The sequence below is a fragment of the Spirillospora sp. NPDC049652 genome (genome assembly GCF_040675125.1).
GTDB lineage: Bacteria > Actinomycetota > Actinomycetes > Streptosporangiales > Streptosporangiaceae > Spirillospora.
The window spans coordinates 1-5,948 of the sequence record NZ_JBFAOF010000418.1 but is presented as its reverse complement, the minus strand read 5'-3'; the positions used below and the strand labels follow the sequence as shown (position 1 = coordinate 5,948).

The following is a 5,948-nucleotide window of genomic DNA, read 5'->3' as shown; positions in this document are numbered from 1 at the left end:
CTGCTGGTGCGGGCCGCGTTCGTGCTGCTCACGGTCGCCGGCGGCATCGGCGTCGCCGCCTACGGCGCGTTCTGGGTGCTGGCCTCGCCCCCGCCGCAGGAGCCCGCCGTCGCCGAGGGGGCCGCCAAGCCGGCGCGGGACTGGCGGCAGCTGCTCGCCTACACGGCGGTCGCCGCCGGCCTGTCCATGCTGACCTGGGGCGCCGGGTTCACCGAGGTCGCGCTGTGGCCGTTCGTCGCGGGCGCGATCGGTGCCGCGATCCTGTGGCAGCAGGCCGACCGGGACCAGCGGCAGCGCTGGGTGCTGCCGCTGCGCCAGCGCTGGTGGCGGACCGTCCTCGGACTGCTGCTGGTGGTCGCCGGCATCGGCGGGTTCGTCGTCCGCAACGTGGACGCGGCGCAGGCCCGGTCCGTGGTGATCGCGATGCTGGTGATCGCGACCGGCGTCGCGGTGATCGTCACGCCCTGGGTGGTCCGGCTCTGGCAGGACCTGGAGGCCGAGCGGCACGAGCGGATCCGCTCCCAGGAGCGCGCCGAGCTGGCCGCGCACATCCACGACTCGGTGCTGCACACCCTCACCCTGATCCAGCGCAACGCGCGGGACGCCGACGAGGTGCAGCGGCTCGCCCGGTCCCAGGAGCGCACCCTGCGCGCCTGGCTGTACCAGCCGAAGCCCGAGGAGGGCGGCACGTTCGCCAGCGTCGTCAAGGACGTCGCCGGGGAGGTCGAGGACGAGCGCGGCGTGCAGATCGAGGTCGTCGTGGTCGGCGACTGCCCGCTGGACGAGCGGGTCGGCGCGATCGTCCAGGCCGCCCGCGAGGCCATGGTCAACGCCGCCAAGTACTCCGGCACCAAGAGCGTGTCGGTGTTCGCCGAGGTCGAGGGCGACGAGGTGAGCATCTTCGTCCGCGACCGGGGCAAGGGTTTCGACCTGGACGCCGTCCCGGCGGACCGGATGGGCGTGCGAGGGTCCATCATCGGACGTATGGAACGCCACGGCGGCACGGCGAAGGTCCGCACGGCCCCGGGCGAGGGCACCGAGGTGCGTTTGGAGATCAAGAGGCAATGAACGGGTCCCCGCTGCGCAGGGTCGTCCTGGTGGACGACCACCAGATGTTCCGGACCGGTGTGAAGGCCGAGCTGGGCACGTCGGTCGAGATCGTCGGCGAGGCGGGCGACGTGGACGAGGCGGTCGCCGTCATCCGCGCCGCCACGCCCGACGTGGTGCTGCTGGACGTGCACCTGCCGGGCGGCGGCGGCATCGAGGTGCTGCGCCGGCTGACCGGGTCCGTGCCGTCCCGGTTCCTCGCGCTGTCGGTGTCGGACGCCGCCGAGGACGTGATCGGGGTCGTCCGGGGCGGCGCGCGCGGCTACGTCACCAAGACCATCTCCGGACCCGAGCTGACCGACGCGATCGACCGCGTCGCCGAGGGCGACGCGGTGTTCTCGCCGCGCCTCGCCGGGTTCGTGCTGGACGCGTTCGCCGCCACCGACGTCCCCTCGGTGGACCCCGAGCTCGACCAGATCACCCAGCGGGAGCGGGACGTGCTGCGCCTGATCGCGCGCGGCTACGCCTACAAGGAGATCGCCAAGGAGCTGTTCATCTCGGTCAAGACGGTCGAGACGCACGTCAGCAGCGTGCTGCGCAAGCTCCAGCTGTCGAACCGGCACGAGCTGTCCCGCTGGGCCGCCGCCCGCCGCCTCGTCTGAGGCGGCGCGGCAGGAACACCCAGCGGGGGGCTCAGTAGTCCTTGAGGACGATCGCGTTGGTCAGGGCGGCGAAGTCGTCGTCCATGGCGGTGCCCCCCTCGGCGATCCAGTCGGCGATGTCGGCGGCGTCCTCCGGCGGGACGTCGCGCAGCGCGAACGCCTGGTTGGCGCGCACCCAGTCGCGCAGCTCGTCCTCGTAGACGGCGAACGCCTTCTCGTGGTCGCCGCCCGCGGCCTTCAGCTCGCCCGCCAGGACGTACGCGCCGACCATGGCGAGGCTCGTGCCCTGCCCGGACGCCGGGGACCCGCAGTACCCGGCGTCCCCGAGCAGCACGACCCGGCCCTTGGACCAGCGGTCCAGGTGGACCTGCGCGAGGGCGTCGAAGTGGAAGTCCGGCGCGTCCCACATGTGCTCCAGGAGCCGGGGGACCTCCCACGCCGCGTCCGCCAGCTCCGCCGCGACCAGGCGCTTCTGCTCCTCGACCGCGCGCGGGACGCCGGCCTCGGGCCGGTGCTCGAACATCGCGTAGGCGCGCAGCTCGGCGTTGTTCCGGACGGTCATCACCATCGCGCCCGTCTTGCCGTCGGCGCCGGTGAAGCAGCCGATCTGCCAGCGGTCGAGGTCCAGGACGTTCGGCATCGTCCACACGGCCATCGCGGTGGTCAGGATCGGGGTGTAGCCGGCGTCCGGCCCGAAGACCAGGCGGCGGGTGGTGGAGCGGACGCCGTCCGCGCCCACGACCAGGTCGAACGTCCTCGGCGCGGCCTTCTCGAAGGTCACCAGGACGCCGTCCGGGCCGTCCTGCACGCTCGCGATGCTGTCGCCGAAGACGTACTCGACGCCGTCCCCGGCCGCCGCGACGATGATCTCCGAGAGGTCGTCGCGGAGGATCTCCACGTCGGGGGAGTCGAGCGGGCCGCCGCTGAGCGTCCGCTCCTCGCTGCGGTGCAGCTCGTTGCCCTCGCCGTCCACGATCGACATCCCGCGCAGGTTCGTCGCGTGGGCGCGGATGTCGTCCAGCACGCCCATCCGCTCGGCCACCCCGAGCGCCGAGCCGCGCACGTCGATGGCCTGGCCGCCCGGGCGGAACCCGTCCGCCCGCTCGACGACCGTCACCTCGAAGCCATGGCGGTCCAGCCAGTACGCCAGCGTCGGACCGGCGATGCTCGCCCCCGAGATCAGCACCTTCGTCATGGTCACGTCCCCTTTCCTGAGGTACGCGACCAGCGTGCCGGGGCGGCCTGACGCGGCGGTGAGCGCGCGCTGAGCCCGGCTGAGCCACGCTGACAGGCGGCTGACAGGGCGCTGAGAGTCAGAGGTGGCCGGGGCAGCCCGGTTCGCAGCGCTCGCAGTGCCGGGCCAGCCGGCGGGCGAAGTCGTCGAGCATGCGGTGCAGCAGCGCGGCCGCGAGCGCGCCCGTGCCGGGGACCAGCGGGACGATCTCCGCGCTCCAGCGGATCACCGTGTTCGCGCCGCTCGGGACCAGCCGGACGTCCGCACGGTAGTGCCGGATCGGCAGCCCCGACTCGGCGACGTAGGCGTAGTGGCCGGGCCGCTCGAAGGTGACGACGCGCTCCTTGGCCGGGCCGATCAGCCGGACCGCGCCGACGCCGTCCGGCTCCTCCCCGCCCGCCCGGACGCGCCGCGACGAGAACGGGAACCAGCCCCAGGCGTTCCACGCCTCCGCGACGGCCACGTGCTGGAAGAGCAGCTCGGGCGGCGCGGCTGCGGTGGCGGTGGCGGCGAATCGGCGGACGGACATGCGGCGGCTCCCGGGACGGCGGTGCACCCAACGTAGTCAGGCCGTCCCGGGCGCGACAACACGGGCCGCGAGCCCCGCGCCGGAAGGGAGGACCCCGCTGTCCGGGCAGCGGAGCCCTCCCTCAGCCGGAGTGCCGCCGGCTCAGAAGGACAGGACGGCGGAGAGCAGCCGCTCCTGGAAGGCGGCGACGTCCGAGGCGACCGCGACCCGCACCGGACGCCGGGTGTCGGACGCGGGCAGCGAGCGGGCGTCCCAGACCGTCGTCCCCCGGGTCAGCTCGCCCCGCAGCTCCACCCGGACGGGCCGCTCGACGTACTCGCCCAGGTCCGGTTCGAGCGCGAGCAGCGCGGCCAGCGCGTCGTGCACGACCGCGCCGCGCCGCTTCAGCGTCGGGGTGTAGGCGTCGGCGTACCACTCCATGATCTGCGAGGCGAACCGCGCGACGGGGGAGTCGTGCGCCGCGAGCCGCTCCAGCCAGTCCGCGCCGACGGCGGTCGGGTGGGTCGCGTCCAGCGGGACGAGCACGAGCGGCCAGTCCGCCGCGAACACCAGGTCGGCGGCCTCGGGGTCGTGCCAGATGTTCGCCTCGGCGTGCGTGGTGATGTTGCCGGGGTGGTCGAACGCGCCGCCCATGACCACGACCTCGCGGACCAGCGACGGAAGCTCGGGGTCCAGCAGCAGCGCGGCGCCGAGGTTGGTCAGCGGCCCGGTCGCCACGACCGTCAGCTCGCCGGGGTGCTCGCGTACCAGCCGGCTGAGCTGCGCCGGGGCGGACTCGCCGGTCGGCGCGCCCGCGGGCTCGGGCAGGTCGAGGTCCGCGAGGCCGTTGGAGCCGTGCCACTCCAGCGCGAAGTGGACGTCCTGCGCCATCGGACGGCCCGCGCCGACCGCGACCGGCACGCCGTGGAGCCCGGCCAGCTCCAGCACGCGCAGGGTGTTCAGCGCCCCGGTCGCCGAGTCGATGTTGCCGTGCACGGTTCCGACGCCGACCAGCTCGGCGTCCCCGGCGCGCACCCGGGCGGCCAGGTAGAGCAGCATCATCGCGTCGTCGATGCCGGTGTCGCAGTCGAAAAGGATCTTCGGGCGGATCAAGCGGACTCCTGGAGAAGGCATGCGGTGCTGCGGGAAGGGCGGGTCAGGGAGGTCGGCTGGGTCAGGCGGTGTCGACGACCTGGAACGACTCGGCCAGCCGTCCCTCGCCGAACCCGGCCGCGACGGCGTTGCCGCCGAGCCAGCCGCGCAGCATGGTCTCCAGGCCGTCGCCCATGTGCGCGGTCTGGCTGGCGTGCGCCCGGAGGCAGGCCAGCTTCCGGTCGAACTGGTCGGTGATGTCGACGTAGTGGTCCGGGGTCGGGCCGCCGGACAGCCACACCTCCCGCGCCGTCCACGCCTCCAGGCCCTCCTCGCGCAGCTCGGGGAAGGCGTAGGGGTTGCGGGCGTCGGGGTAGACGGCGTCCAGGGTCGCGCCGCCGACGACCCGGTGGTCCGGGTGGCTGGGGGCGATCCGCTGGTAGTTGCGCTCCGGGCTGTGCGTCAGGACCCGGTCGGGCCGCACCTGCCGGATGACGCGGGCGATGTCGCGGCGCAGGCCGAAGCCGGGTTCGAGCCGCCCGTCGGGGTAGCCGAGGAACCGGACGTCGCTCACCCCCGCCGCCTCGGCCGCCGCGCGCTGCTCCTTGCGGCGCAGCTCGGCCATCTCCGCGCGGGTGACGCCGTCGTCGAACCCGCCCGCGTCCCCGTCGGTGACGATCAGGTAGGTGACCTCGACGCCCGCGTCCGTCCAGGACGCGACCGTCCCGGCGGACCCGAAGTCCACGTCGTCGGGGTGGGCCAGCACGGCGAGCACCCGGGTGATTTCGCTCAGATCCAGGACAGTCCTCACAAGGTCACCATAAACGGCGGGCCCGCGGGCCGGGACGGCCCGGTCCGCCGGGGTAGAGCAGAGACATGCGCAAACTCATCAACGCCCCGTCCGACGTGGTCGGCGACGCCCTGCGCGGGTTCGCCGCCGCGCATCCCTCGCTGCGCGTCGATCCGGAGGCCCGGACGGTCGTCCGCGCGGACGCGCCCGTCACGGGCAAGGTGGCCCTGGTGTCCGGGGGCGGCTCCGGGCACGAGCCGCTGCACGCCGGGTTCGTCGGGTTCGGGATGCTGGACGCCGCCGCGCCAGGGGAGGTCTTCACGTCGCCGACCCCCGACCAGATCCTCGCCGCGACCCTCGCGGTCGGCGGCGACGCCGGGGTCGTCCACATCGTGAAGAACTACACGGGCGACGTCCTGAACTTCAAGATGGCCGCCGAGCTGGCCGATGACGAGGACGTCCAGGTCGAGCGGGTCCTCGTGGACGACGACGTCGCGGTCGTCGACAGCACCTACACGGCCGGGCGGCGCGGCACCGGCGCCACCCTGTTCGTGGAGAAGATCGCGGGCGCGCTCGCCGAGGACGGCGCGCCGCTCGCGGCCGTGGCGGGCGTCG

The 5,948-nt window shown here is 74.0% G+C and carries 7 protein-coding genes; 3 read left to right on the top strand and 4 right to left on the bottom strand.

The genetic code is table 11. The features are described 5' to 3' along the window. Both AB0J52_RS23935 and AB0J52_RS23930 read left to right on the top strand, forming a co-directional pair. The coding region (locus AB0J52_RS23935) for an ATP-binding protein (RefSeq protein ID WP_500184286.1) at positions 1–1,068 on the top strand (1,068 nt) is incomplete at its 5' end. After that, the gene (locus AB0J52_RS23930) at positions 1,065–1,709 is read left to right on the top strand and encodes a LuxR C-terminal-related transcriptional regulator (RefSeq protein ID WP_500184284.1); all 645 of its coding nucleotides are present in this window, start codon (positions 1,065–1,067) and stop codon (positions 1,707–1,709) included. The genes AB0J52_RS23935 and AB0J52_RS23930, both read left to right, overlap by 4 nt. Positions 1,710–1,740: 31 nt before the next feature. Here the strand turns inward: AB0J52_RS23930 and AB0J52_RS23925 are convergent, their stop codons facing one another. The 4 genes from AB0J52_RS23925 to AB0J52_RS23910 form a co-directional block, all read right to left on the bottom strand. Then, on the bottom strand, positions 1,741–2,904 hold the full coding sequence (locus AB0J52_RS23925) for an FAD-dependent monooxygenase (RefSeq protein ID WP_500184282.1): 1,164 nt from the start codon (positions 2,902–2,904) through the stop codon (positions 1,741–1,743). A 118-nt stretch (positions 2,905–3,022) separates the two neighbouring features. Then, entirely contained in the window at positions 3,023–3,472 is a 450-nt protein-coding gene (locus tag AB0J52_RS23920) for an SRPBCC family protein (RefSeq protein WP_500184281.1), read from the bottom strand. Between the two features lie 141 nt (positions 3,473–3,613). Then, the gene (locus AB0J52_RS23915; RefSeq protein WP_500184280.1) at positions 3,614–4,564 is read right to left on the bottom strand and encodes a nucleoside hydrolase; all 951 of its coding nucleotides are present in this window, start codon (positions 4,562–4,564) and stop codon (positions 3,614–3,616) included. Between the two features lie 61 nt (positions 4,565–4,625). Continuing rightward, on the bottom strand, positions 4,626–5,354 hold the full coding sequence (locus AB0J52_RS23910; protein WP_500184279.1) for a PIG-L deacetylase family protein: 729 nt from the start codon (positions 5,352–5,354) through the stop codon (positions 4,626–4,628). 65 nt (positions 5,355–5,419) lie between these two features. Between AB0J52_RS23910 and AB0J52_RS23905 the strand changes: the two genes are divergently transcribed. Further along, on the top strand, positions 5,420–5,948 hold a 529-nt coding region (locus tag AB0J52_RS23905; protein ID WP_500184278.1), incomplete at its 3' end, for a dihydroxyacetone kinase subunit DhaK.